The following is a 23258-nucleotide window of genomic DNA, read 5'->3' as shown; positions in this document are numbered from 1 at the left end:
CGCCGATGCGCCGAGGGTTTGTAGCATGGCGCCCGGCGCGCGGCTGGCCGTCCAATCGCGCGAACCTCAGGGCTGCCCTTCCGGGCGGCCCAGGCCCCTTTCTCCTCCCCCCGGACTCGCCCACGTTCATGGATCACCTGGCTAGCTTTACCCCGGCCGATCTGGCCGGCCGCACTCCCCCCGAACTGGCCGCCTTCCGCTGGAAGCTGCTGGCCCAGGGCGACTCCTGGTTCTCCAACTCGCGAGACAAGCTCAACGCCCACGCCAACCTGTTGCAGGAGCTGGTTTTCAAGAGTTCGGCAGCGGCCGTGAACTGTGCCGGCACCGGCAATGCGCTGTCGCACATCGTCGACCTGGAGTCCAACCCCGACTTCGTGCGGCTGCTTGCTGCCAAGGACGCGCCGGTGTGGGACGGCGTGCTGCTGTCCGTGGGCGGCAACGACCTCATCGCCGCCGCCCGCACGCCGGCGCAAGACGGCAACGGCCAGCCCATCCCGCTGGAGCTGCGCCTGCTGCGCCACCAGACCGAATGGGGCCCGCCGTCGGCCGGCGTGGCGCGCTATTTTTCCGAGCCCGGCTGGGCCACCTACGCCGCCTACCTGCGCGCCAACATCAAGCACCTGCTGAGCCTGCGCGACCAGGGGCCCTCCGCCGGCAAACCCATCTTCATGCATTGCTACGCCGTGCCCATGCCGCGCCCGGCCGGCGCCGCGGTCAACGATGAACTGGGCGCCAGCGGGCCCTGGCTCTATCCCGCACTGAAGGCGTATGGCGTGCCGGCGGCCGACTGGGCGGCGGTGAGCCGGCTGATGGTCTTCCACCTGGCGCAGCTGCTCAAGGGCATGGCGGCCGACAAGGAGGCCTTCCGGGGCCTCTTCGTGTTCGACTCGACAGCCGTGCCGCTGGCACTTGCCGCGCCCGGGTCGACCGGCATCAGCGGCGACTGGCACAACGAGATCCACCTCAACCACAGCGGCTGCTTCAAGATCGCCCGCGCCTGGAGCGAGGCCATCGAGCTGGTGCTGGAGGGCAAGCACCTGATCCAGCCCACCACCGGCCGCAAGGGTCGGGGCAGCAGCTCCAGCAACTCGTCCTGAACGCCGGCCCGCGTTTTTAACCGCGCGGGTTAGCGGTCCACAGGCTTCAGGTCGTCGCTGCGAGCCAGGTCGAGCAGGTGCTCGACCTCTTCCTTGTGCTCGACGAGGTTGCGCTGGTGCCAGCGCCTGATCCACCACATCGTGCCGGCCACGACGACGCCGAAGATGGTGATGGCGCCGAAGGCCGACATGCCGAAGCGCGTCATGGCCGTGTAGAAGGCGCCCAGGCCCAGGATGCAGGCCTGCTCATTGAAGTTCTGCACCGCGATGCTGCGGCCGGCACCCATCAGGCTGTGGCCACGGTGCTGCAACAGTGCATTCATCGGCACGACCAGATAGCCGCCGATGCCGCCGAGCAGGATCAGGAACGGCGCCGCCACCCACACGTTGGTGATGACGTTCATGAAGATCACCAGCAGGCCCATCGCGATGCCGAGCGGGATGACCGAGGTGGCGCGATCCAGCCGGCAGTAGGCCGACGCGACGACCGCGCCCACCGCCGTGCCGATGGCCACGACGCCCACCAGCGACGACGCCTGCTGCGTGCCATAGCCCAGCGCCGCAGCGGCCCAGGCCAGCACGATGTAGCGCAGATTGCCGCTGACACCCCAGAACAGCGTGGTGGTGGCCAGCGAGATCTGGCCCAGCTTGTCCTGCCACAGCCGGCTGTTGCAGGAAGAAAAGTCGCGCACCAGGCCCACCACGGTGTGGGCCAGCGGCTGCAGCGGCGCCTCGGTGCGCGGGATGCGCAGGTTGAACAGCGCGGCCAGCACGTACAGGCCGACGAGGCTGGCGATGGCGGCTTCGGGGCCGGTGTCGATGCCGGTGTCCAGCAGCGGCAGGTCGAAGCCCAGCAGCAGCGGCGCGATGCGGTCGCCGATCAGCTGGCCGCCCAGCAGCACGCCCAGGATGATGGAGGCGATGGTCAGCCCCTCGATCCAGCCGTTGGCCTTGACGAGCTGTGACGGCGGCAGCAACTCGGTCAGGATGCCGTACTTGGCCGGCGAGTACGCCGCAGCGCCCAGGCCGACGATGGCGTAGGCGGCCAGTGGATGGGTGCCGAACAGCATCATCAGGCAGCCCACCACCTTGATGCTGTTCGAGAAGAACATCACCTTGCCCTTGGGCACCGCGTCGGCGAAGGCACCGACAAAGGGCGCCAGCACGACGTAGAAGAGGGCGAACATCGGCACCAGGGCGGCGCGCTGCCACTCGGCGGCGCCTGAGGAGCGCAACAGCTCGACCGCAGCGACGAACAGCGCGTTGTCAGCCAGCGAGCTGAAGAACTGCGCCGACATGATGGTGTAGAAGCCGCGTTTCATCGACCGGAGTGCGATCCTGACAGAGGAGCCATGGGCAAGAGAGGTCGACTAAGGACGGGCGGAGCGGGTTTATAGCATGCGCCCCAAGCCGATTTCATGCACCAGCAGCGCGCGCAAAATCACAGCTTATGCCCCGTCCCATCGAAGCCCTCGTCCACACCGACGCCCTGGCCCACAACCTCGCCCGCGCCCGCGCGCAGGCCCCCAACGCGCGGGTCTGGGCGGTCGTCAAGGCCAACGCCTATGGCCACGGCATCGAACGCGCCTTCGAGGGGCTGCGCGCCGCCGACGGCTTCGCGCTGCTGGACCTGGCCGAGGCCGAACGGCTGCGCGCGCTGGACTGGCGCGGCCCCATCCTGCTGCTGGAAGGCGTGTTCGAGCCGCGCGACCTGGAGCTGTGTTCGCGCCTGAAGCTCTGGCATGCCGTGCATTGCGAGCAGCAGATCGACTGGCTTGCCATGCACAAGACGCACGAGCCGCACCGCGTCTTTCTCAAGCTGAATTCGGGCATGAACCGCCTCGGCTTCAGCCCCGCCGCCTTCCGCGCCGCCTATGCGCGGCTGGACGCCCTGCCCCAGGTCGACGAGATCGGCCTGATGACGCACTTCTCCGACGCCGATGCGCAGCGCCAGGGCGTGGACGGCATCGCCCACCAGCTCGCTGCCTTCGAGACCGCTGCCGACGGCCTGGCCGGCGAGCGCACGATTGCCAACAGCGCCGCGACGCTGCGCCACCCCACCCGCACGGCGGCCGACTGGGTGCGCGCCGGCATCATGGTCTACGGCGGCGTGCCCGACTTCCCCGAGCACGACGCCGCCCACTGGGACCTGCGGCCGGCGATGACGCTGCGCTCCAAGGTCATCGGCGTGCAGCAGCTCAACGCCGGCGACACGGTGGGCTACGGCAGCGCCTACACCGCAGAGCAGGCCACGCGCGTGGGCATCGTCGCCTGCGGCTATGCCGATGGCTATCCGCGACACGCACCCACAGGCACGCCGGTGCTGGTGGATGGCGCGAGGAGCCGCACGCTGGGGCGTGTGTCCATGGACATGCTGGCGGTAGACCTGACCGCCCTGCCGGCCAGCGACTTCGGCAGCGAGGTGACGCTGTGGGGCGAGGGGCCGAACGCCTCACGCCTGCCCATCGACGAGGTGGCCCAGTCGGCCGGCACCATCGGCTACGAGCTGATGTGCGCCATCGCGCCGCGCGTGCCCATCCGCCATGCCTGAATTCAACTGGGCTCCACGCCCGGACGAGCTGGACTTCGACGCCATCCGCGCCAGCGGCCCGGGCGGGCAGAACGTCAACAAGGTGTCCAACGCCGTCCACCTGCGCTTCGACATCCGCGCGTCCAGCCTGCCCGAGGCCGTCAAGGAGCGGCTGCTGAACTGGGCCGACCAGCGCATCACGTCGGAAGGCGTGGTCGTCATCAAGGCGCAGGACACGCGCAGCCTGGAGCGCAACCGGGCCGACGCGGTGGCGCGTCTCATCGAGCTGGTGCAGGCCGCCGCCCATGTGCCCAAGGCCCGGCGGGCGACCAAGCCGACCTATGGCTCCAAGCAGCGGCGGTTGGAGGGCAAATCGAAACGCAGCAACATCAAGGCCGGGCGACGTTCGCCGGCCGAGTAGCGACGAACAGGCTGACCAGGCACAGCGCCATGCCGCCCACGGCCAGCGGCGTTGCCTGCCAGCCTTCCAGCGCGGCCGACACGACGAGCGCGATGACCGGCACCATGACGCCCACCAGCGCCGCCTGCGCAGCGCCCTTGCGCTCGGCCAGCTTGTAGTACAGCGTGAAGGCGATGACCGAGCCGAAGGCGGCCAGGTAGAACAGGCTGCCCACATAGGTCCAGGCCGTGTCGAAGGACAGGCCACGCCCGGTCGCCAGCGACAGGCCGATCAGGAACAGCGCGCCATAGCCCATGCTCCAGGCCAGCACCGGCACCAGTGGCACGCCGCGGCGCTGCAAGGCCAGCGTGAAGAAGCCGCCGACGCAGGCCGCCACGACGGCGAAGAAGCTCAGGCCCAGGCCCAGCGCGGCGTTGGGCCGCGCGCCGGTGGCTGCCAGTTCGGGCCAGAAGATCAAGGCCACCCCCAGCACCGCCCCACTGCTTGCCACAAGGAAGCGCCGGCTGACCGGCTGGCGCCACAGCAGCCAGGCAGCGATCGCGTTCATGAACACCAGCAGGCAGAACAGCACCGCCACCAGGCCGCTGGGTACATAACGCTCGGCTTCGTAGACGGCCCAGTAGTTGCCCGCGTACTGGATGACGCCGGTGGCCAGCGCATAGCCGTGGGCATAGCGCGGCAGCTTCAGCGACGTGCCCTGCCAGCGCGCCAGGCCGGCCAGCAGCAGCGCCGACAGCGCGAAGCGCCAGCCCACCGAGGTCAGCACCGGCACCGGCGAGGCGAGCTGGTAGAGGATGACGTGCCAGGTGCTGGCCCAGATCAGCACCGGGGCCAGGAAGAGAAGCCAGGTGGGCAGGCGGCCGGAGCTGTCTCCCCCCATCAGGTGGCGCGCTTGAAGCTGGCGAGCAGCAGGCCGGCCGCCACGAACAGCGAGCCGAACACGCGGTTCAGCAGCTTGATGTGGCTCTCGCTCTTCAGCGCCGCCAGCAGGCGCGCGGCCAGCACCGTGTAGCCGGCCATGACGACCATGTCGGTGAAGGCCAGCGTGGTGCCGATGACGAGGTACTGCGGGCCCAGCGGCGCATGCAGGTCCAGGAACTGCGGCACCACGGCGAGCAGGAAGACCGTGCCCTTGGGGTTGACCGCGTTGATGCCCCAGCCGCGCAGCACCAGTTGGCGGCGCGTGGCCTGGAGGGCGCCGTCATCGGCGGCGACCATCGGCTTGGCCGGCGCGCGCCATTGCTGCACGCCAAGGTAGATGAGATAGGCCACGCCGGCCCACTTCACCAGCGCAAAGCCGAGCGACGACGCCGCGATCAGCGCGCCCAGGCCGGCGCTGACCAGCACCACCTGGGTCAGGATGCCGAGGATGAGGCCGAAGGTCATGAAATAACCACGCCTGAAGCCGTGTGACAGGCCGGCGCTCATGGCCGCCACCGCACCGGCGCCGGGCGACAGGCTGATGGCCCAGGATGCAGCGAAGAACGCGAGCCAGACTGAGAATTCCATGACGACTCCTTGCTTCCGCGGAAAAGGAGATCACCGCAGGGCCGCAGGTTTTAGCACGGAGGTGCGCGACGGGCAGAAGTCAGGGCTTGGCACCGCATCGAACAGGGCCGCGCGCCGACAATGGCCGCATGGCCACGAGCAAAAGCATCTATACCTGCACCGAGTGCGGCGGCACGACACCCAAGTGGCTGGGCAAATGCCCGCACTGCAATGCCTGGAACACGCTGACCGAGAGCGCCGCCGAGCCCGCCGGCGGCGCCAAGAACCGCTACCAGTCGCTGGCGCGCAGCCAGCCGGTGGCCACGCTGAGCGAGATCGAGGCGAGCGACTTCGAGCGCACGCCCACCGGCCAGGAGGAACTGGACCGCGTGCTGGGCGGCGGCATCGTCGCCGGCGGCGTGGTGCTGATCGGCGGCGACCCGGGGATCGGCAAGTCAACGCTGCTGCTGCAGGCCGTCGAGTCCTTGTCGCAGACGGTCAAGGTGCTCTATGTGACCGGCGAGGAAAGCGGCGCGCAGGTGGCGATGCGCTCGCGGCGCCTCGGCCTGTCGGGCACCAAGGTGCGTGTGTTGGCCGAAATCAGCCTGGAGCGCATCCTGGCGACCATCGAGGTCGAGGAGCCGGACTTCTGCGTCATCGACTCCATCCAGACGATGTACTCCGAGCAGCTGTCGTCGGCGCCGGGCTCGGTCGCCCAGGTGCGCGAATGCGCGGCCCAACTCACGCGCACCGCGAAGTCGCGCGGCTGCGCCATGGTGCTGGTGGGGCACGTCACCAAGGAAGGCGCGCTGGCCGGCCCGCGCGTGCTGGAGCACATCGTCGACACGGTGCTGTATTTCGAGGGCGATACGCACAGCAGCTTCCGCCTCGTGCGCGCCATCAAGAACCGCTTCGGCGCCGTCAACGAGATCGGCGTGTTCGCGATGACGGAGAAGGGGCTGAAGGGCGTGGCCAACCCCAGCGCCATCTTCCTGTCCACCCACACCGAGCCGGTGCCAGGCAGCTGCGTGCTGGTCACGCTGGAGGGCACGCGGCCGCTGCTGGTGGAGTTGCAGGCGCTGGTGGACAGCGGCGGCGTCAGCCCCCGGCGGCTGTCGGTCGGGCTGGACCGTGACCGGCTGGCGATGCTGCTGGCCGTGCTGCATCGTCATGCGGGCGTGGCCACGGGCGACCAGGACGTCTTCGTCAACGCCGTGGGCGGCGTGCGCATCAGCGAGCCGGCGGCCGACCTGGCGGTGCTGCTGGCCATCCAGAGCTCCCTGCGCGGCAAGGCCCTGCCCAAGGGCTTCATCGCCTTTGGCGAGATCGGCCTGGCCGGCGAGGTACGCCCCGCGCCGCGCGGCCAGGAGCGGCTGAAGGAGGCGGCCAAGCTGGGCTTCAGCGTCGCCGTGGTGCCCAAGGCGAATGCGCCCAAGAAGGCCATCGAGGGACTGACCATCCATGCCGTCGAACGCGTGGAGCAAGCCATCGAGGTGCTGCGCGGGCTCGTCTGAAACGTGCGGGATTGCCTTGGGTCAGCGCCTAGCAAAGACTGCTTAGGATCGCGCTTCCACCGGAGGAATCTTTCATGTCCGACCCCGCCGACCTCAGGCAGTACGCTCGAACCGACTTTCTCGCCGCCCAGCACGATGCTGAATCGCTTCCCGGCTGGGTCTTCAAACCGGTGCAGTTCAGCCAGGGGCCGGCCGGACTGGTGCTGAACATGAGCGACGGCGGCCTGCAGGTGCTGACGAGCGCCTCCGAGCCGCTGACCGAGGCCAAGTACGAGGTCGTGCTGCTGCTGGGCCGGTCCGACGTGGACTCCGACGACGAGCAGGTGTCGTGGTTCAACGGCGTGGTGGAGCGCAAGTGGTCGCGCCCGGTGCCGCGCATGGGCATCCTGCACGGCATGTGCTTCACGGCGCGCAACTCCACGGCCGAGCAGTTCCTGGCCGGCCACCAGCCGGCGTTGGAGTCCGGGCAGTGGGTGCGCTGCGTGCTGCTCAAGGTCGCAAGCTGACGACGTGGCAGGATGCGCGCCCATGAGCGCCCTGCCTGAACCTCCCTACTACGCCGTCATCTTTACCAGCCAGCGCACGGCCGTGGACGGCGGCTATGGCGACGCCGCCGACCGCATGGTGGCGCTGGCGGCCGAGCAGCCGGGTTATCTGGGCGTGGAGAGCACGCGCGGCGATGACGGCCTGGGCATCACGGTGTCCTACTGGCGCAGCACGGACGACATCGCTGCCTGGCGCCGAAATGCCGAGCACAAGGTCGCCCGCGACACCGGCCGCAGCGACTGGTATGCCCACTACACGCTGCGCATCGCCAAGGTCGAGCGAGCCTACGCCTGGCAGCGCGCGGATGGCGCGAAGGACCCACAGGCATGAACCCCTGGATCGGCGTTGGGCTTGCGCTCGTGGCCCTGATCGGCGGTGGCCTGCTGCTTGGCTGGCAGGGCGCCATCTTTGCGACGACGGGCATCGTCTTCTGGCTGCTGCTGCAGATCTCGCGGCTGATGCGCGTCATGAAAACGGCCGGCGCGGCGCCGCTGGGCTCGGTCGCCAATGCCGTCATGCTGAACAGCAAACTGCACACCGGCATGCAGCTGGTCGACCTGATCAAGCTGGCCGGCAGCCTCGGTGTGAAGCAGGCGCCGGAGACCTTTGTCTGGCGCGACGCCGGCGGCGACGTGGTGGAAGTGGTGCTGAAGAAAGGCAAGCTCGCCGAGTGGCGGCTGATCCGGGCCGACGAAGCTTCGGGCTCTTCGTAAAATCGCCGTCTTTCCTCAAAGCTCCTGGAGTACCCGATGGTTCCCGCCCCCCTGCACGACCGCGACGGCAAGATCTGGATGGACGGCGAACTCGTCGACTGGCGCGACGCCAAGATCCACGTGCTGAGCCACACGCTGCACTACGGCTGCGGCGCCTTCGAGGGCGTGCGGGCCTATGACACCGTGAACGGCACGGCCATCTTCCGGATGCAGGAGCACACCCAGCGCCTCTTCAACAGCGGCAAGATCCTGCGCATGAAGATCCCCTTCTCGCAGGAGCAGGTCAACGAGGCGCAGCGCGAGGTCGTCAAGGCCAACGGTCTGAAGAGCGCCTACATCCGCCCGCTGATCTGGATCGGCTCCGAGAAACTGGGTGTCAGCCCCAAGGGCAACCAGGTGCACCTGATGGTGGCCGCCTGGAGCTGGGGCGCCTACCTGGGCGAGGACGGCCTGAAGCGCGGCATCCGCGTCAAGACCAGCTCCTACACGCGCCACCACGTCAACATCACGATGACGCAGGCCAAGACGGTGTCGAACTACACCAACTCCATCCTGGCCAACATGGAAGCCACCGACGACGGCTATGACGAGGCGCTGCTGCTGGACGCGTCCGGCTTCGTGTCGGAAGGCGCGGGCGAGAACCTGTTTGTCATCAAGGGCGGCGTCGTCTACACGCCCGACCTGTCGGCCGGCGCGCTCAACGGCATCACCCGCAACACCATCTTCTCGATCTGCCAGGACCTGGGCCTGAAACTGGTCGAGAAGCGCATTACCCGCGACGAGGTCTACATCTGCGACGAGGCCTTCTTCACCGGCACCGCCGCCGAGGTGACGCCCATCCGCGAGCTGGACCGCATCGAGATCGGCAGCGGCTCGCGTGGCCCCATCACGGAGAAGATCCAGTCGGCCTTCTTCGACATCGTCAACGGCCGCAACCCCAAGTACGCCGAGTGGCTGACCGCCTGCTGATCGACGCCTGAGAGCACAAAACATGAGCACCACCCAAAGCCCCGCCTCTACCGTCGAAGTCACCGCCAAGGACTGCAACGACAACGGCACCGTCTTCTGCCCCAACCCCAAGATGGCGCTGTGGAGCAACCACCCCAAGGTCTTCATCGACCTGACCCACGGCGGCCAGGGTCAGTGCCCCTACTGCGGCACGGCCTACAAGCTGAAAGCCGGTGAAGTCGTCGGCGGACATCACTGAGCTGACATGCCCCGCTCCCCCGCCCAGACGGCCGCGCTGCTGGCCTCGCCCGACGACACCGAGGCCCAGTTCTACGAGGCCTTGCAGCATGGCGACCTCGATCATCTGATGGCCTTGTGGGCCGACGACGAGGACATCGCCTGTGTGCATCCGGGCGGCCCGCGCATCGTCGGCCTGGGCGCCATCCGCGCGGCCTTCGCGGCGGTGTTCGAGCGTGGTGCCGTCAACATCCACCCCGAGCGCGTGCGCCGCCTGCACAGTGGCGACTGCGCCATCCACCATGTGCTGGAGCGCGTGCAGCGGGTCGGCGAGCCCCAGCAGGCCTGGGTCATCGCCACCAATGTCTATCTGAAGACCGCACTGGGCTGGCGCCTGGTGCTGCATCACGCCAGCCCCGGCAACGCAGGTGATGTGCAGGAACTCGTCGCCGACGCCGGCACCCTGCACTAGACACTTCTCGCGCATGCAGTACCGCGCCCCCCGCTGGCTGCCCGGCGGCCATGCCCAGACCATCTGGCCCGCCCTCTTCAGCCGCCAGCACGACGGCCCGCTGCCGAACTGGACACGTGAGCGCTGGGACACGCCGGACGGCGACTTCATCGACGTCGACTTCCTCGCCGATGTGCCGGCCGATGCGCCGATGCTGGTGCTGTTCCACGGCCTGGAAGGCGACCGCACCAGCCACTCCAGCGTCGCCTTCGCCAGCGTCGCCCGTGCGCGCGGCTGGGCGCTGGCGCTGCCGCACTTCCGCGGCTGCTCGGGCGAGCTGAACCGCGGGCCGCGCGCCTACCACTCGGGCGACTATGAAGAGGTCGGCTGGATCCTGTCCCACCTGCGCGAGCGCCATGGCCGGCCGTTGCTCGTGGCTGGCGTATCGCTCGGCGGCAATGCGCTGATGCGCTGGGCCGAGGAGGCCGGCACCACCGCCGCACGCACGGCCTCCGCCGTCTGCTCCATCTGCTCGCCCATCGACCTCGCCGCCGCCGGTGCGGCCATCGACCGCGGCTTCAACAAACAGGTCTACGCGCGCCGCTTCCTGCGCACCATGATTCCCAAGGCGCTGCGCAAGCTCCAGCAGCACCCCGGGCTGTTCGACGGCGAGCGGCTGAAACGCGCGTCCACCATCTACGAGTTCGACAACCTCTTCACCGCGCCATTGCACGGCTTCAAGGGCACCGACGACTACTGGGCCCGCGCGGCGGCCAAGCCTCACCTGCACCGCATCCGCATTCCGGCTCTCGTTCTGAACGCGCGCAACGACCCCTTCGTGCCCGGCTACAGCCTGCCCCATGCCGCTGAAGTGGGGGCTTATGTGACACTCTGGCAGCCCGGCCATGGCGGGCATGTCGGCTTCCCGGCCGGCTCGCTGCCCGGGCATCTGTTGACGATGCCGGAGCAGGTCTGCGACTGGCTGTGCAAGCAACGCTGAGGAACTGCGCCGATGGATGACATCGTTCAGGCCGCTCTGAAGAAGTGGCCCAACGTCCCTCACTGCTACGGCTGGCTGGCGCTGGACGCGCGCGGCGACTGGTATATGCGCGACGATCGCATCCAGCAGGCCGGCCCCTTCCCGCGCGTGAAGGGCAGTCGCATCGACCATGACAAGCTGCTCGCCTTCATCGGCCGCAACTACGACAGCGATGAACGCGGCGCCTGGTTCTTTCAGAACGGGCCGCAGCGCGTCTATGTCGAGCTGGAATGCACGCCGTGGGTCTGGCGCCTGCAGCCCGACGGCAGGGTGCTCAGCCACACCGGCCGGGAGGCCCAGGTCGAGTCCGTCTGGCTGGACGAGACGGGCCATCTCTACCTGCTCACCGACCTCGGCCTGGGCCTGGTGCATACGCAGGACATGGGCCTGGCCGCCGAAGCCGTCGAGGCCGGGCGCTGGACGCCGCAGGACTGCCTCGCCGCCAAGATGCCCGCCATTCATCACTTCCAGCGCCGACCCCATCCTTGAATGAAAAAGCCCGCACGCGGCGGGCTTGATCGGCGAAGCGGGAAGACTCAGTTCGCGGCGGAGGCGGCCGGGGCCGGCGCCTTGGGCTCTTCGAACTTGGCGCCGCCGGCATTGGCCAGGTAGACCACGGCGCGGTGCATCTCGAAGTCGTTGAAATCGCCGCCACCTTGCGGAGGCATGGCGCCCTTGCCCTTCAGGGCCGCCGTCACCAGCGCTTCGACGCCGCTCTTGATGCGCGGGCCCCAGGCAGCGGCATCGCCCAGCTTGGGGGCACCCAGCACGCCGGCGGCATGGCAGGTGGCGCACTGCGCCTGGAAGACCTGTTCGCCGGTCTTCAGCGATGCCACGTCATTGGCGTCCTTGACTTCGACATGGCCGACCGGCGCGATACGCCCGGCGACGGCCTGGCCCTCAAGTGCGCCGGTGCCGGCGGCCGGCTTGGTCGACGTGGTCACGTAGTTGGCCAGCAGGATGATGACCACGATGGGCACGACAAAGGCGAAGAACACGGCCCAGGCGAGCTGCTTGGGGGTCTTGATCGGGCCGGTATGGGCGTCGTCTTGGTGATGATCGTGGCTGGCGCTCATGGATTCCTCTGGTCGATCCTGTCGGTCTTGTCGGTCTTCTCGCGTGCCGACGCCAGGCGCGACACGAAAAACCGCCGAATTATAGGCACCGGCCATGCGGCCTCCCGGGCGGTAGAAGCCCGCTGTTAGACTATGCGGCTTCGCGCCCGTAGCTCAATGGATAGAGTACTGCCCTCCGAAGGCAGGGGTTGTTGGTTCGATCCCAACCGGGCGCACCAGACGTATCAAGCACTTAGGCTTCGCGGCTAGGTGCTTTTTCTTTGCCGGTACGTACTGCTACCTCAAGGCAAGTGAGAAAAACGTCGATGCGGCAAGCCGCCTGCAGGCGGTGCAAGCATGTTCGTGAGACAGGGGCCGCCAAGCACGTTCCGGTTCAACAGTGAACCACCCCAAGCACAATCGCCTCGTCGCTCCACTGTTGAGCGGTTAGGGAGGCTGCGCGCAGCGGCACGACATGAACGACGAGGACGTGCAAGCCTGCCGCGCCGCCATCGCGGCACTCGAGGGCCAGCGTGGCACGTTGGGCGACGGCGTTGTCGACATGGCCACTGCCCCGTTGCGCAAGCGCCTGGCCGCGCTGCTGCGGCCCACCGGCCTGCAGCGCCGCCAGATGACGGTGCTGTTCGCCGACGTCGTCGGCTCTACCGCGATGGCGCAGGGCCTGGACGCCGAGGACACGCTCGATGTGCTGAGCGGTGCGCTGCGCCGCATGGCCGATCTCGTCGAGGCTCACCAGGGCCGGGTGCTGCGCTTCACCGGCGACGGCGTGAAGGCCGCCTTCGGCATGGACGACGTGCGCGAGGACGACGCCGAGCGCGCCGTGCGCGCGGGGCTGGCCATCGTGGCGGCCGGCCGTGCGCAGGCGGCTGCCGCGCAGCGCCTTCACGGCCTCAACGACTTCGCGGTACGCGTCGGCGTGCACACGGGCGACGTGGCGCTGGGTGCCGGCGTCGAGGCCGACAACACCGCCATGGGCGCTGCCGTGAACATCGCCGCGCGCATGGAGCAGAGCGCGCCACCCGGCGCGCTGCGCATCAGCCACGACACCTTCAACCATGTGCGCGGCTTGTTCGACGTTCAGCCGCAGCCGCCGCTGCAGGTCAAGGGCGTTGGAGAGCTGATGAAGACCTATCTGGTGCACGCGGCCCTGGACCGCAGCGGCGCCAGTGTCGAGCGCGGCCTGCAGGGCTTGAGCACCCCGATGGTGGGCCGCAGCGCGGAGCTGCTGCGCCTGCATCAAGCCCTCGCGCAAGCGCGCCAGGCGCGTCAGTTGCGCGCACTGACGCTGGTGGGCGACGCCGGCCTGGGCAAGAGCCGGCTGCTGCGAGAGTGGCTGGCTGGCCTGCAAGGCTGTCGCGTGATCTCCGTGCGCTCTCAGCCCGACAGCATGCTGCGGCCCTGGGGACTGCTGCGCAATCTGCTGGCCGTGCAGTTCGGCGTGGCCGATGCCGACAGCGCCGAGGTCGCACGCCGCAAGGTCGAAGACGGCCTGAGCCCGTGGTTTGGCGAAGGCGGCCAGCGGCAGGCCCAGCTCATCGGCCAGCTCTCAGGCCTGGACTTCGGCGACAGCCCGCATCTGCACGGCCTGGACCCACGCTCCCTGCGCGACCAGGCTCTGGCGGCCCTGCGCGGCTACCTGCAGGCGCTCGCCCGGGGCGAGGCCTTCCCCGTGCTGATCATGGAAGACCTGCACTGGGTCGACGACGGCTCGCTGGACTTGCTGCAGCACCTGCAGGCGCATGCGGCCGCGTTGCCGCTGGCCCTCGTCATGACCGGGCGGCCCGGCCTGCTGACGCGTCGGCCCGCATGGGGCGCGGGCGAGACCCTCGTGCAGCTGTCGCCGCTGGCCACCGCGCACAGCGATGAACTCGCGCAGGCGCTGATGCAGCGCATTGCCGACGTGCCCACCGAGCTCACGGAACTTGTCGTCGGCCGCGCCGAGGGCAACCCGTACTACATGGAAGAGCTGGTGCGCCGCCTCATCGACGACAACGTCATCGTGGTGGCCGACGAGCGCTGGACGGTGAAGCTGGAGCGCCTGCAAAAACACCGCCTGCCCGGCACGCTCGTCGGCCTGCTGCAGGCGCGGCTGGACGCCCTGCCCGCTGCTGAGCGGCTGGCCGCCCGCCAGGCCAGCGTCATCGGCCATGTGTTCTGGGACGACGCGCTGTCGGCTGTCGATGGCCAGGCGATGCGGGCCCTGCCCTCACTGCTGCGCGCTGCCTTTGTGAAGGCCCACGAGACCAGCGACTTTGCCAATACCGCCGAGCGCCAGTTCGACCACCATCTGCTGCACCAGGTGACCTACGACACGCTGATGAAGGCCGAGCGGCGGGTGGGCCACGGCGCCGTGGCGCGCTGGCTGACCGAGCGCACCAAAGGGCGTGGCGCAGAGTTCCTCGCCATGACCGGTGACCATGCCGAGCGTGCCGGCGACGCCGTGCTGGCGACGGACTGCTTCGAAGAGGCTGCCAACGAGGCCCGCAAGCGCTTTGCGAACGCAGCCTCGATGGCCTATCTGCGCCGCGCCGTGGCCTCTCTCGGCGAGGCCGACCCCGCCCGCAGCTATCGACTGCTGGCTCTGTTCGGCGACATCGCCGACACAATCGGCGACCGCGCGGCCCAGGATGTCGCACAGGCCGACATGGCGGCACTCCTCGAGCGCCACCCCGACGATGCGCGTCAGGCGAATCTGCTTTTCAGCGGGGCCCTGCTCGCCGACCGTCGCGGCGACGCCGAGACGTCGGAGCGGCTGTGCGCAAAGGCGTTCGACCTGGCGGAGCGCTGTGGGGCCGCCCAGTGGGCAGCCATGGCAAAGGGCCAGATCGCCTGGCTGCACTACGCGAGGCAGGACCATCCGGGTGCCATGAGACAAATGGCCATCGGCCTGCAGTGGGCCGGCAGGATCGAGGCGGAGCGCAGGCGGGCCGAGACCGAGGGCCAGTTGCTGACGGTGTCGGCGATGGTGTCGACAGCGCTCGGACACATCGACGAGGCCCGCGCCTCGCTGATGGCCGTGCTGTCGCGCGGCGAGACGCTCGGCATGCCGCGTCTGCAGCTCGGCGCGCTGTCCGGCCTGGCCAACGGCGCGGCCGATCTGGGGCGGTGGGACGAGTCGACCATGTGGGCGGAACGCATGCGCATGCTGGCCCAGTCCATCGGCTCCACACAGAACGTCGGCACGGCCCAGACCTATCTGGCTGTGGCGGCCGGCTCGCTTGGCGACTCTGCCACGGCGAAGCGCTGGCTGGAACAGAGCCTGGCGCTCTACCGCGCCACGGGCAGCCGGAACGACGAAGCGACGACGCTGCGGCAACTGTGCGCCCTGCATCTCGAACAGGGAGATGCCGATGCCGCGTTGCCGTGGTGCACCCAGGCGCAGGCCGTGCACCAGACCCTGGAGAAATCCCTCGAAGCCTGCGTGGCGTCGGCCTACGCCGCACTCTGCGAGATGCGCCTGGGCCGAGCCGCGGCGGCAATGGGCAATGTGGGCCTGCTGCTGGCGCGACTGAACGGCGACATGGCCGACCGGCCGGCGTTCGAGACGGTGCTGATGCGCTGGCTCTGCCACCAGGCGCTCGAGGCCGCCGGCGATGCGCGCGCGGCGCCCCTGCTCGATCAGCTGTACGCCGACGTCCAGGTGCGCGCCACCGAGATCACCGACGCGGCCGACCGGGATCGCCTGCTCCAGGCCCTGCCCGTTTACCGCGCCATCGTGGCAGCACACGCCAACGCGCGACTGCGCTGACCGCAGCCGCGCTGCGCAAGCTGAACACGGTCAGCGCGTGCTGGCGAGCCAGGCGCTCGCAGCGCCGCGCAGGCGTTGCGACAGGTGCAGGGCCAGGTTGCGATGCAGGTGGATGGCCACCGCCGGGTGGCTGCGGCCGATCTCGTCCAGGGCGTCGAGCGTCAACTCATGGACGAGGGCAGGCGCGTCGGCCACCGCGCCGGCGGTGCGGCCGCCGCCGTCAAGCATGGCCGTCTCGCCGACCATCATGCCGGGCGAGACGCTGAGGTAGCGCTGCGTGCGCCCATGCCTGTCCGGCAGGCTGAGGATGCTGACCGAGCCCCTGCTCACCACGAAAAGCCGGTCGCCCGGTTCACCTTCGGCAAACAACAGTTCGCCGGCCTGCAATTGGCGCGGCAGCAGGTGTGGGGCGACGGCGGCCAGTTGCGCGGCGTCCAGCCCGGCCAGCAGGGACGACTCGGCCAGCGGCACCTCGGCCATCGCGCGCACGTCGTTCGCGGTGCCGCCATCGGCTTCGGCCAGCAGGCGTTGCTCGGCGGCCTCGATGGCGCGGTCGGCATCGGGCCAGTGCGGTACGTGAGCCCCCAGGCCACCGAAGCTGTCCACGGCCTTGGCCGCAGCAGACGCCGCCGCCATGCCGGCCAGTTCGACCGCGATGCCGCGCGCCTTGAGCCGCGCCACCAGCTGCTGCAGGGCCACGGCGCCCGACTCGTCGATGGCGCTGACCCGGCGCAGGTCGAGCACCAGGCAGCGGCAGTCCGGGCCGAGCGTGTCGGCCTCGTCGAGCAGCCGGTCGCTGCTGCCGAAGAACAGCGCGCCGTCGAGCTCGAAGACGACGATGCCCTCGCGCAGTGGCCGCAGGCGCACCTCCACGGCAGCCGGATAGATGCGGCGCGACGGACGTGCCGATGCGAGATAACGGTCATGCACCAGCGAGCGGTTCATCCGCGCCGCAAAGGCCAGCAGCGACAGCAGCACCCCCAGGCCGATGCCGGCCACCATGCCGCGCCACAGCGACGTGCCGACGACGAGGGCCACCACGCCCAGGCCGAGGGCGACGTCGCGCGAACGGTCGCCGGCCCACCAGCGCGCCAGCACGGGGCCGGCCCAGCGGTCGGCCAGCGTGATCGCCACCATCAGCATCACCCCGGCCAGCACCGGCAGCGGCAGCACCGCCAGCAGCGGCCCGCCCAGCACATACATCAGGCCCAGCACCACGGGCCCGACCAGCACCGCCACCCGGCCACGCCCGCCGGCCTTCAAGGTGGCCAGCGCCCGCACACGGGTGACCACCAGCGGCACGCCTCCCAACAGGCCACAGAGGATGTTGGCGCAACCCAGCGCCACCAGTTCGTGACGCGGGTCATGCCGGGTGTTGAGCAGCTGGTCGACCGCACGCAGGTTCAGCGCCGACTCCAGCGCGCCGATGGCAGCAAGGGCCAGCGCCGTGAGCGCCACGGGCCCGGCGTGCCGCTGCAGCAGTTCCATGCCGGCAGGCTCGACCAGTGACAACAGGGCCGGTGGCCACGGCCAGGTCAACGGCAGCGGGCCGATGCTGGCGCCGGCCGTTGCCCCGCTGCCCAGCGCCAACAGGATGGCATGCACCGCGGTGCCGGCCACCAGCCCCAGCAGCAACGCCGGCAGCCGTGGCCAGTGGCGCGCCAGCAGCCAGATGGCGCCTGCAGTGCCCAGGCCGAGTGCCAGCGCCATCGGCTGGCCCCCGCCCAGATTCGCGAGCGTCGCGCCGGCACCCAGCGGCAATCCGAGCAGCAGCGGCACCTGGGCCAGCACGATCAGCAGCGCCGCACTGTTCATGAAGCCGGCGAGCACCGGTTGCGGCACGACGCGGGCCATGCGCGCCAGCCCGAGCCACGCGAAGGCCACCTGAAAGGCGCCGCTCAGCAGCAGCGACAGGCCGCACAGGGCGACGATGCCTTGCAGGCCGGCCGCCGTGGCGGGCGCCAGCCGCGGGTCGGCCACCAGCTGTGCCACCAGGCTGGTCAACGCCAGCGACGTGGCCGATGAGGGCCCGGCCACGGGCAGGACGCTGCGGCTGGCCACGCCATGGAACAGGCCGCCGATGCCGGCCGTGACGAAGGCTGCCAGCAGGGCCACCTGCGCCGCCGCCGCGCCCAGCGGCGAGAACACCAGCAAGCCGAGCGTCACCACCACCGGCAGCACGGCCAGCGCGCCTGTCATCCCGGCGATCGCTTGGCGGATCCAAGCGGCGCCGGTGTGACCGTCAACCCTGTCGAGCATGGCGCTACCGGCTGGTGAAGTTGGCGCAGTCTCGCTGATGGCTTGCAGTCGCGTCCTCAGGGTAAGTCTGCGACGCTTCGTCATCGGCTCGCGCCGCGAACTTGGCGCGCCGGTGGCTTCACGTTGGGCGCTACCGGTGGGTCACCCAGGGTCGCACCCACCTCGCCGGATATCTACAGCGCCAGGCTGCCGTGCACGCCCTCGTCCACGCGCTTGCCGACGATGGCACCGAACAGCATCTTGATGCCGGCAACAGCGGCACCGTGGCGGTTGTCCCAGTACTCGCCGCTGATCGGGTCCACGCGCAGCAGGCTGATGCGCGGGTCGTTCTCGCCTTCGGTGAACCAGGCGCGCATCTTCGGGCTCCACAGGCGGTGGATGGTGGCTGGGTCGGTGACCAGGGTGGCGGTGCCGTCGAGCTTCAGGTGGCCGCTGTTGTCGCCTTCCTTGAAGAAGAGCGTCACACGCGGGTCTCGGTCGAGTTCGACGTTCTTCAGGCTGTCGATCTCGGTGAAGAACCACAGCACGCCGCTCTCCTCCACCTCGGTGACGGTCATGGGCCGTGCGTGCAGTTGCGTCGTCAGGCCCAGCGTGCAGAAGAAGCAGCTGTTGCCGGCCTTGACCATGTCGGCGATCTTCTGCGCGGCGGCCGGGCCGCTGAGGTCTAGTTCGGTGCTGAGGTCGTCGTCGGACATGTCTGTTCCTTGGTGGCGTTGATGGACCAAAGCCTAGGGAGGGCCGGGCGCGGCGGGTGTCGGCCGGCAAGACGGGTGGCTGTCGGAGTGCGCCGGCCTGCCCTCCTACAGGCGCTTCGGCCGCTGCCGACGAGCGGGGAGCGGAGCGCTGCCTAAGCTGCCCCTGACCCGACAACAACTGGATTCCCCATGCGCCCAACTCAACGACTCGCAAGCCTCGTGCTGCTCGCATCCGCTGCTGGCTTTGCCGCCCAGGCCCATGCGCGGTCGGACCCGTCCTTCCTGCAGGAAGCCGCACAGGCGGGCGCCGCCGAGCTCGAGGCCAGCAAGCTGGCCCTGGCCAAGGCCAAGAATGCCGACGTGAGGAAATTTGCCGATTCGATGATTGCCGACCACACCAAGGTGGCCAACGAGCTCATGGCCCTGGCCGAGGCCAAGCAGGTCAAGCTGCCGGAGGGTCCCTCGGTCAAGCAGAAGGCCGAGATCAAGCTCATCGATGCAGGCGACAACGACAAGTTCGACGAGCGCTATGCCAGGCACTTCGGCATCAAGGCCCACCAGGACACGATCGAGCTGTTCGAGAAGGCGTCACTCGAGGCCAAGGACCCAGAGATCAAGGCCTGGGCACAGAAGACACTGCCCGGCCTGCGGCAGCACCTGGAAATGGCCCACGCGCTCACGGCTGTGAACAAGAAGTAGCGCGCCGGCTCAGCGTCCCACGTAGCGCGTCAGCCCCTCCACCAGTGCATCGAAGACGAGGCGGCAGGGGGCGCTCTGGCGCAGGTCCTCGTGCATGGCGACCCAGGTTTCCAGCGGCCAGGCGAACTGCTCGGGCAGCAGGCGCTCCAGCACCGGTTCGCGCCGCGCCAGCGCCAGCTGGCAGACGCCGATGCCCGCCCCCGCGCGCATCAGCGCAAGCTGGCCGAGGTCGGAGTCGCAGCGCAGCGCGAAGCTGTCGCGGCTGATGCCGCCCATGCGCTTGGCGCCCGCGCGGATGAAGGGCGTGACGGTGTCGAAGCCGATCAGCGTGTGGCCCTGCATGTCGGCCAATGAGGCCGGCCGGCCACGGCGGTCGAGATAGGCCGGATGGGCGTGCAGGCCGAGCTCGATGCTGCCGATGCGCCGCGCGATGAGCTGGCCCTGCTCGGGCGGCGTCATGCGCACGGCAATGTCGGCTTCGCGGCGCAGCAGGTCCTGCACGCGGCTGCCCAGCGCCAGCTCCAGCACCAGGCCGGGGTGGCGCTCGCGCAGCGCCGCCATGATGGGCGGCAGCACCTCGACGCCGATGACCTCGCTGGCCGTCACGCGCACCGTGCCGACGCAGGCGTCGCCACGCACGGAGGCCGCCCGCTGCAGCGCGGCGGCGGCGGTCTCCATCTGCTCGGCATGGCCGCGCAAGGCCAGCGCCGCTTCGGTGGGCAGAAGGCCGGTGGGCGAGCGGGTGAAGAGAACCTGGCTCAGTGCCTCTTCGAGCGCGGCGATATGGCGGCCGACGGTGGGCTGCGTCAGGCCCAGCACGCGTGCGGCGCCCGACAGCGAACCCTCGCGCAGGACGCCCAGCAGTGTGTGCAGCAGTTCCCAAGGCGGCGTCGACGTCATGCATAAATGTATAGCCGCACGATCAGCTTCTGCAATTCTCAAATAGGCCGCCGCTGCCCAGAATCTGCCTCATCAACTCCTGGAGCACAGCAATGAACAGCAACGACAAGACGGCCCTGGTGCTCGGCGCGAGCGGCGGCATCGGTGGCGAGGTGGCGCGCCAGTTGCGCGACGCAGGCTGGACGGTGAAAGGGCTCAAGCGCGGCCTGAGCGCGGCCCATGAGCTGCGCGACGGCATCCACTGGCTGCGCGGCGACGCGCTGAACGGGGCCGACGTGGCCGGCGCCGCCCAGGGCTGCGGCGTCATCGTGCATGCCGTCAACCCGCCCGGCTACCGCGACTGGGAGCGCCTCGTGCTGCCCATGCTGGACAACGCCATCGCCGCCGCCACGGCCCAGCAGGCCACGCTGGTGCTGCCCGGCACGGTCTACAACTTCGGGCCCGACGCCCTTTCTGCGCCGCTGCGCGAGGACGCGCCGCAGCGCCCCGTCACCCGCAAGGGCGCCATCCGCGTCGAAATGGAGGCGCGGCTGCGCAGGGCCAGCCAGCGCGGTGCGCGCGTCATCGTCGTGCGGGCCGGCGACTTCTTCGGCCCGAAGGCGGGCAACAACTGGTTCTCGCAGGGGCTCATCAAGCCCGGCAAGCCGGTGACGAGCATCAGCAACCCCGCGGCGCCGGGCGTGGGCCACCAGTGGGCCTACCTGCCCGACGTGGCGCGCACCATGGTCGAGTTGCTGGCCAGGCGCGGGGCCCTGCCCGCCTTCGCCAGCTTCCACATGGCCGGCCACTGGGATGCAGACGGCAGCCAGATGGCGGAAGCCATCCAGCGCGTCGCCGCCCGCCACGGCCGTGCGCCACGCATCACCGCCCTGCCCTGGTGGCTGCTGAAGCTGGCCTCGCCCTTCGTTGCCACGCTCAAGGAGATGCAGGAGATGCGCTACCTGTGGCAGCAGCCCGTGCGCATGGACAACGCCAAGCTGGTGGCCACACTCGGCCGCGAACCCCACACGCCGCTGGATGACGCCGTCGAGGCCGCACTGCGAGGCCTCGGTTGCCTGCCCCCTGCCACAGCCCCGCACTTGGCCGCCATGGCTGGATAGCGCTACCATTTGCGTCCTTGATGAGGAGACGACGGTGGCGGACGACGTGACGGGCAAGAAGAAACTGCGCAGCCAGGACTGGTTCGGCGGGCGCGACAAGATGGGCTTCGTGCACCGAGCCTGGCTGCGCAACCAGGGCTACCCGAACGACTATTTCGGTGGCCGGCCGGTCATCGGCATCTGCAACACCTGGAGCGAGCTGACGCCCTGCAACGGCCACCTCCGCGAGCTGGCCGAGAACGTCAAGCGCGGCATCCTGGAAGCCGGCGGCGTGCCGATGGAGTTCCCGGTCATGTCGCTCGGCGAGACCATCATGAAGCCGACCACCATGCTGTTCCGCAACCTCGCGAGCATGGACGTGGAGGAGTCGCTGCGCGCCAACCCGCTGGACGGCGTCGTGCTGATGACGGGGTGTGACAAGACCACGCCGTCGCTCTTGATGGGCGCCTGCAGCGTGGGGCTGCCGGCGCTGGTCGTGTCCGGCGGGCCGATGCTGAACGGCAAGTTCCGCGGTGGCGAGATCGGCTCGGGCACCTTCAACTGGCAGGTGAAGGCCAAGATCGACAGCGGCGAGTTCACGGCGGACGACCTGACCGAAGCCGAGGTCTGCGGCGCGCGCAGCGCCGGCCACTGCAACACGATGGGCACGGCGTCGACGATGGCTGTCATGGCCGAGGCCCTGGGCATGACGCTGCCGGGCATGGCCTCTATCCCGGCCGCCGATTCGCGCAAGAAGCTGATGGCGCAACTGAGCGGCCGGCGCATCGTCGACATGGTGCGTGAAGACCTGACCCCGGCCAAGCTGCTGACGCGCCAGGCCTTCGAGAACGCCATCGTCGTCAACGCCGCCGTGGGCGGCTCCACCAACCTCATCCTGCACCTGCTGGCCATCGCCGGCCGCATCGGTGTGCCGCTGGCGCTGGAGGACTTCGACCGTCATGGCAGCCAGGTGCCGCTGCTCGTCAACCTCAAGCCCTCGGGCGAGCGGCTGATGGAGGACTTCTTCTACGCCGGCGGCCTGTCCGTCGTCATGAAGGAGCTGGGCGCGCTGCTTCACCGCGACGTGCTGACGGCGAACGGCCAGACGCTGGACGACAACTACCGTGCCGCCCAGTGCTACGACGCGACCGTCATCCGCCCGCTGGCTGAGCCGCTGCAGCCGGCCGCCGGCATCGCCGTGCTGCACGGCAACCTGTGCGAGCAGGGTGCCGTCATCAAGCCCTCGGCCGCCACGCCGGCCCTGCTGCGCCACACCGGCCCGGCAGTGGTCTTCAGCAGCATGGAGGACTACCACGCCCGCATCGACGCGCCCGACCTGGCCATCACCGCCGACAGCGTCATCGTGCTGCAGGGCGTGGGCCCGCGCGGCTACCCTGGCATGCCCGAGGTGGGCAATGTCGACCTGCCGCGCAAGCTTGTCGAACAGGGCGTGCAGGACATGGTGCGCATCTCCGACGGCCGCATGAGCGGCACGGCCTACGGCACGGTGGTGTTGCACGTGGCGCCCGAGGCGGCGGCCGGCGGCACGCTGGCGCTGGTGCAGGACGGCGACCTGGTCGAGCTGGACGTGCCCGCACGCCGGTTGCAGCTGCTGGTGAGCGACGCCGAGCTGGCCCGCCGCCGCGCCGCCTGGACGCCGCCCGTCGCCGTGGCAACGCGGGGTTATGTGAAGCTCTACGTTGACCACGTGCAGCAGGCCCATCTGGGCGCCGACCTCGACGTGCTGGTGGGCAGCTCAGGCTCGGTGGTCGAACGCGATTCGCATTGATACGGTTCGGTGGCGAAGCGGCTTCCATA

At 69.5% G+C, this 23258-nt stretch carries 23 protein-coding genes and 1 tRNA gene; 17 read left to right on the top strand and 7 right to left on the bottom strand.

Annotated features, from left to right (window positions below; genetic code table 11):
- Positions 1-128: 128 nt before the first annotated feature.
- On the top strand, positions 129-1097 hold the full coding sequence (locus AC0IZJ_RS20730) for a hypothetical protein (RefSeq protein ID WP_471853323.1): 969 nt from the start codon (positions 129-131) through the stop codon (positions 1095-1097).
- A 29-nt stretch (positions 1098-1126) separates the two neighbouring features.
- On the opposite strand, the gene lplT is transcribed toward AC0IZJ_RS20730, so the two are convergent.
- Positions 1127-2419 (bottom strand): lysophospholipid transporter LplT, encoded by a 1293-nt coding sequence (gene lplT / locus AC0IZJ_RS20725; protein ID WP_471853321.1) that lies wholly within the window; start codon positions 2417-2419, stop codon positions 1127-1129.
- A gap of 128 nt (positions 2420-2547) precedes the next feature.
- Here lplT and alr point away from each other — a divergent pair, with 128 nt between their 5' ends.
- Positions 2548-3648 (top strand): alanine racemase, encoded by a 1101-nt coding sequence (alr, locus tag AC0IZJ_RS20720; protein WP_471853319.1) that lies wholly within the window; start codon positions 2548-2550, stop codon positions 3646-3648.
- Positions 3641-4048 (top strand): alternative ribosome rescue aminoacyl-tRNA hydrolase ArfB, encoded by a 408-nt coding sequence (gene arfB / locus AC0IZJ_RS20715; protein ID WP_471853318.1) that lies wholly within the window; start codon positions 3641-3643, stop codon positions 4046-4048. Before alr ends, arfB begins: the two co-directional genes overlap by 8 nt.
- On the opposite strand, the gene AC0IZJ_RS20710 is transcribed toward arfB, so the two are convergent.
- Both AC0IZJ_RS20710 and AC0IZJ_RS20705 read right to left on the bottom strand, forming a co-directional pair.
- Positions 4017-4928, bottom strand: coding sequence for a DMT family transporter (locus AC0IZJ_RS20710; RefSeq protein WP_471853316.1), 912 nt, complete (start codon positions 4926-4928; stop codon positions 4017-4019). The genes arfB and AC0IZJ_RS20710 overlap by 32 nt on opposite strands.
- A complete protein-coding gene (locus tag AC0IZJ_RS20705; protein WP_471853315.1) occupies positions 4928-5557 on the bottom strand; it encodes a LysE family transporter in 630 nt (209 codons plus the stop codon). Before AC0IZJ_RS20705 ends, AC0IZJ_RS20710 begins: the two co-directional genes overlap by 1 nt.
- A 128-nt stretch (positions 5558-5685) precedes the next feature.
- On the opposite strand from AC0IZJ_RS20705, the gene radA reads away from it, so the two are divergent.
- The 9 genes from radA (at position 5686) to AC0IZJ_RS20660 (ending at position 11473) form a co-directional block, all read left to right on the top strand.
- Complete coding sequence (gene radA, locus AC0IZJ_RS20700; RefSeq protein ID WP_471853313.1) at positions 5686-7050, top strand: DNA repair protein RadA; 1365 nt, start codon at positions 5686-5688, stop codon at positions 7048-7050.
- Positions 7051-7124: 74 nt separating this feature from the next.
- Positions 7125-7556: a hypothetical protein gene (locus AC0IZJ_RS20695; protein ID WP_471853311.1), complete on the top strand. Its 432-nt coding sequence runs from the start codon at positions 7125-7127 to the stop codon at positions 7554-7556.
- Between the two features lie 22 nt (positions 7557-7578).
- Entirely contained in the window at positions 7579-7926 is a 348-nt protein-coding gene (locus AC0IZJ_RS20690) for an antibiotic biosynthesis monooxygenase family protein (RefSeq protein ID WP_471853309.1), read from the top strand.
- On the top strand, positions 7923-8309 hold the full coding sequence (locus AC0IZJ_RS20685) for a hypothetical protein (protein ID WP_471853307.1): 387 nt from the start codon (positions 7923-7925) through the stop codon (positions 8307-8309). Before AC0IZJ_RS20690 ends, AC0IZJ_RS20685 begins: the two co-directional genes overlap by 4 nt.
- A 36-nt stretch (positions 8310-8345) precedes the next feature.
- Positions 8346-9278 (top strand): branched-chain amino acid transaminase, encoded by a 933-nt coding sequence (locus tag AC0IZJ_RS20680; RefSeq protein ID WP_471853305.1) that lies wholly within the window; start codon positions 8346-8348, stop codon positions 9276-9278.
- A gap of 22 nt (positions 9279-9300) precedes the next feature.
- Positions 9301-9516 carry a zinc-finger domain-containing protein gene (locus AC0IZJ_RS20675; RefSeq protein WP_471853303.1) on the top strand — a complete coding sequence of 72 codons (216 nt, stop codon included), beginning with the start codon at positions 9301-9303 and terminating at the stop codon, positions 9514-9516.
- Positions 9517-9522: 6 nt separating this feature from the next.
- Positions 9523-9966 (top strand): YybH family protein, encoded by a 444-nt coding sequence (locus AC0IZJ_RS20670; RefSeq protein ID WP_471853301.1) that lies wholly within the window; start codon positions 9523-9525, stop codon positions 9964-9966.
- Between the two features lie 13 nt (positions 9967-9979).
- Positions 9980-10945, top strand: a complete 966-nt coding sequence (locus tag AC0IZJ_RS20665) for a YheT family hydrolase (RefSeq protein ID WP_471853299.1) — start codon at positions 9980-9982, stop codon at positions 10943-10945.
- Between the two features lie 12 nt (positions 10946-10957).
- Positions 10958-11473, top strand: coding sequence for a DUF2946 family protein (locus AC0IZJ_RS20660; RefSeq protein WP_471853297.1), 516 nt, complete (start codon positions 10958-10960; stop codon positions 11471-11473).
- A gap of 47 nt (positions 11474-11520) precedes the next feature.
- On the opposite strand, the gene AC0IZJ_RS20655 is transcribed toward AC0IZJ_RS20660, so the two are convergent.
- Positions 11521-12060 (bottom strand): c-type cytochrome, encoded by a 540-nt coding sequence (locus AC0IZJ_RS20655; protein ID WP_471853295.1) that lies wholly within the window; start codon positions 12058-12060, stop codon positions 11521-11523.
- A gap of 142 nt (positions 12061-12202) precedes the next feature.
- Here AC0IZJ_RS20655 and AC0IZJ_RS20650 point away from each other — a divergent pair.
- Both AC0IZJ_RS20650 and AC0IZJ_RS20645 read left to right on the top strand, forming a co-directional pair.
- Positions 12203-12278: transfer RNA gene (locus AC0IZJ_RS20650), tRNA-Arg, on the top strand.
- A 236-nt stretch (positions 12279-12514) separates the two neighbouring features.
- Positions 12515-15808: an ATP-binding protein gene (locus AC0IZJ_RS20645; RefSeq protein ID WP_471853293.1), complete on the top strand. Its 3294-nt coding sequence runs from the start codon at positions 12515-12517 to the stop codon at positions 15806-15808.
- 30 nt (positions 15809-15838) lie between these two features.
- Here AC0IZJ_RS20645 and AC0IZJ_RS20640 read toward each other — a convergent pair whose 3' ends face one another.
- Both AC0IZJ_RS20640 and AC0IZJ_RS20635 read right to left on the bottom strand, forming a co-directional pair.
- A complete protein-coding gene (locus AC0IZJ_RS20640; RefSeq protein ID WP_471853291.1) occupies positions 15839-18067 on the bottom strand; it encodes a SulP family inorganic anion transporter in 2229 nt (742 codons plus the stop codon).
- A 173-nt stretch (positions 18068-18240) separates the two neighbouring features.
- Entirely contained in the window at positions 18241-18762 is a 522-nt protein-coding gene (locus tag AC0IZJ_RS20635; RefSeq protein ID WP_471853289.1) for a pyridoxamine 5'-phosphate oxidase family protein, read from the bottom strand.
- Between the two features lie 189 nt (positions 18763-18951).
- Between AC0IZJ_RS20635 and AC0IZJ_RS20630 the strand changes: the two genes are divergently transcribed.
- The gene (locus AC0IZJ_RS20630) at positions 18952-19461 is read left to right on the top strand and encodes a DUF4142 domain-containing protein (protein ID WP_471853287.1); all 510 of its coding nucleotides are present in this window, start codon (positions 18952-18954) and stop codon (positions 19459-19461) included.
- A gap of 9 nt (positions 19462-19470) precedes the next feature.
- On the opposite strand, the gene AC0IZJ_RS20625 is transcribed toward AC0IZJ_RS20630, so the two are convergent.
- Positions 19471-20361: a LysR family transcriptional regulator gene (locus AC0IZJ_RS20625; RefSeq protein ID WP_471853285.1), complete on the bottom strand. Its 891-nt coding sequence runs from the start codon at positions 20359-20361 to the stop codon at positions 19471-19473.
- Between the two features lie 92 nt (positions 20362-20453).
- On the opposite strand from AC0IZJ_RS20625, the gene AC0IZJ_RS20620 reads away from it, so the two are divergent.
- Both AC0IZJ_RS20620 and AC0IZJ_RS20615 read left to right on the top strand, forming a co-directional pair.
- A complete protein-coding gene (locus AC0IZJ_RS20620; RefSeq protein ID WP_471853283.1) occupies positions 20454-21461 on the top strand; it encodes an NAD-dependent epimerase/dehydratase family protein in 1008 nt (335 codons plus the stop codon).
- 34 nt (positions 21462-21495) lie between these two features.
- Complete coding sequence (locus tag AC0IZJ_RS20615) at positions 21496-23229, top strand: IlvD/Edd family dehydratase (protein WP_471853282.1); 1734 nt, start codon at positions 21496-21498, stop codon at positions 23227-23229.
- Positions 23230-23258 lie beyond the last annotated feature (29 nt).

This window comes from Roseateles sp. AC306 (assembly GCF_979253795.1).
The sequence above is the reverse complement of the archived record's forward strand: the minus strand, read 5'-3'. Positions and strand labels throughout refer to the sequence as shown.

What these genes read in the sequence shown, in the direction of transcription:
- AC0IZJ_RS20655 (WP_471853295.1), bottom strand. Translation starts at nt 12,060, where the DNA reads ATGAGCGCCAGCCACGATCATCACCAAGACGACGCCCATACCGGCCCG.
- AC0IZJ_RS20645 (WP_471853293.1), top strand. Translation starts at nt 12,515, where the DNA reads ATGAACGACGAGGACGTGCAAGCCTGCCGCGCCGCCATCGCGGCACTC.
- AC0IZJ_RS20635 (WP_471853289.1), bottom strand. Translation starts at nt 18,762, where the DNA reads ATGTCCGACGACGACCTCAGCACCGAACTAGACCTCAGCGGCCCGGCC.
- AC0IZJ_RS20665 (WP_471853299.1), top strand. Translation starts at nt 9,980, where the DNA reads ATGCAGTACCGCGCCCCCCGCTGGCTGCCCGGCGGCCATGCCCAGACC.
- AC0IZJ_RS20660 (WP_471853297.1), top strand. Translation starts at nt 10,958, where the DNA reads ATGGATGACATCGTTCAGGCCGCTCTGAAGAAGTGGCCCAACGTCCCT.
- alr (WP_471853319.1), top strand. Translation starts at nt 2,548, where the DNA reads ATGCCCCGTCCCATCGAAGCCCTCGTCCACACCGACGCCCTGGCCCAC.
- AC0IZJ_RS20690 (WP_471853309.1), top strand. Translation starts at nt 7,579, where the DNA reads ATGAGCGCCCTGCCTGAACCTCCCTACTACGCCGTCATCTTTACCAGC.
- AC0IZJ_RS20675 (WP_471853303.1), top strand. Translation starts at nt 9,301, where the DNA reads ATGAGCACCACCCAAAGCCCCGCCTCTACCGTCGAAGTCACCGCCAAG.
- AC0IZJ_RS20710 (WP_471853316.1), bottom strand. Translation starts at nt 4,928, where the DNA reads ATGGGGGGAGACAGCTCCGGCCGCCTGCCCACCTGGCTTCTCTTCCTG.
- AC0IZJ_RS20695 (WP_471853311.1), top strand. Translation starts at nt 7,125, where the DNA reads ATGTCCGACCCCGCCGACCTCAGGCAGTACGCTCGAACCGACTTTCTC.
- AC0IZJ_RS20625 (WP_471853285.1), bottom strand. Translation starts at nt 20,361, where the DNA reads ATGACGTCGACGCCGCCTTGGGAACTGCTGCACACACTGCTGGGCGTC.
- AC0IZJ_RS20680 (WP_471853305.1), top strand. Translation starts at nt 8,346, where the DNA reads ATGGTTCCCGCCCCCCTGCACGACCGCGACGGCAAGATCTGGATGGAC.
- AC0IZJ_RS20705 (WP_471853315.1), bottom strand. Translation starts at nt 5,557, where the DNA reads ATGGAATTCTCAGTCTGGCTCGCGTTCTTCGCTGCATCCTGGGCCATC.
- AC0IZJ_RS20620 (WP_471853283.1), top strand. Translation starts at nt 20,454, where the DNA reads ATGAACAGCAACGACAAGACGGCCCTGGTGCTCGGCGCGAGCGGCGGC.
- AC0IZJ_RS20630 (WP_471853287.1), top strand. Translation starts at nt 18,952, where the DNA reads ATGCGCCCAACTCAACGACTCGCAAGCCTCGTGCTGCTCGCATCCGCT.
- AC0IZJ_RS20640 (WP_471853291.1), bottom strand. Translation starts at nt 18,067, where the DNA reads ATGCTCGACAGGGTTGACGGTCACACCGGCGCCGCTTGGATCCGCCAA.
- arfB (WP_471853318.1), top strand. Translation starts at nt 3,641, where the DNA reads ATGCCTGAATTCAACTGGGCTCCACGCCCGGACGAGCTGGACTTCGAC.
- AC0IZJ_RS20685 (WP_471853307.1), top strand. Translation starts at nt 7,923, where the DNA reads ATGAACCCCTGGATCGGCGTTGGGCTTGCGCTCGTGGCCCTGATCGGC.
- AC0IZJ_RS20730 (WP_471853323.1), top strand. Translation starts at nt 129, where the DNA reads ATGGATCACCTGGCTAGCTTTACCCCGGCCGATCTGGCCGGCCGCACT.
- AC0IZJ_RS20670 (WP_471853301.1), top strand. Translation starts at nt 9,523, where the DNA reads ATGCCCCGCTCCCCCGCCCAGACGGCCGCGCTGCTGGCCTCGCCCGAC.
- radA (WP_471853313.1), top strand. Translation starts at nt 5,686, where the DNA reads ATGGCCACGAGCAAAAGCATCTATACCTGCACCGAGTGCGGCGGCACG.
- lplT (WP_471853321.1), bottom strand. Translation starts at nt 2,419, where the DNA reads ATGAAACGCGGCTTCTACACCATCATGTCGGCGCAGTTCTTCAGCTCG.